This is a genomic window from Mesorhizobium humile, from assembly GCF_033977215.1.
Lineage (GTDB): Bacteria > Pseudomonadota > Alphaproteobacteria > Rhizobiales > Rhizobiaceae > Mesorhizobium > Mesorhizobium humile.
Map to the genome: position 1 here is coordinate 1 of NZ_JAVIIV010000073.1, position 660 is coordinate 660.

Genomic DNA, 660 nt, shown 5'->3' on the forward strand with positions numbered 1-660 from the left:
GCCGCTGCCGAGATGCCCGCCGCTGCCGGGACATCAGCCATCTCCGACGCTCCCGGCATCGCAGTCGACGTGCCACCTGGCGTTCGGCCGACCGAGCGCCAGGCAGCCGGGCTTCCCCCGGTAGCCGCTGCAGCGCATCGGCTGGCGCTTGGCGCCACCCAATGGCTCCTGGACGACCATATCACGGCCGATTACGCGCTGCTTGGCGAGGCCTTGCACGCGGCCAGTCCCGACATCGCCGCCCGGATCCGATTGGTCGAGCCTTCGGTGACCCATCTGTTGCGCATGACCGAAGACGAGGCCGAAGCGGCCGCCATCTTCCACGGCATCGCCGGCGGCGGGGGCAATTTGGCGGACGCCAGGACCGACTTCGTGTTCCTTCCCCTCAACAATGCCGCGCTTGGCGAGCAGGGCACCCACTGGTCGCTGCTGTTTGTCGATCTGCGCGGCTCCCAGCCGCTCGCCTCTCATTACGACTCCTCAGGCGGCCAAAACAGCGCGCTGGCACAAGAGCTCGCCGCAAAGCTGGGCGCCCGCTTGAAGCCGGTGCTGATGGCCCAGCAGGACAACACCTATGATTGCGGCGTCTTCGTCCTCGACGCCACCCGGGCGCTGACCGCACGCCTGGCTGAAGCCGAACCGCCCACCGGCCGGCCGCTC

At 68.9% G+C, this 660-nt stretch carries 1 protein-coding gene; it reads left to right on the forward strand.

The annotated features are described in order from the left end of the window. Positions 1 to 660, forward strand: a 660-nt coding sequence (locus RFM52_RS32745) for a Ulp1 family isopeptidase (protein WP_320298993.1), incomplete at both ends; no start/stop codon positions are given.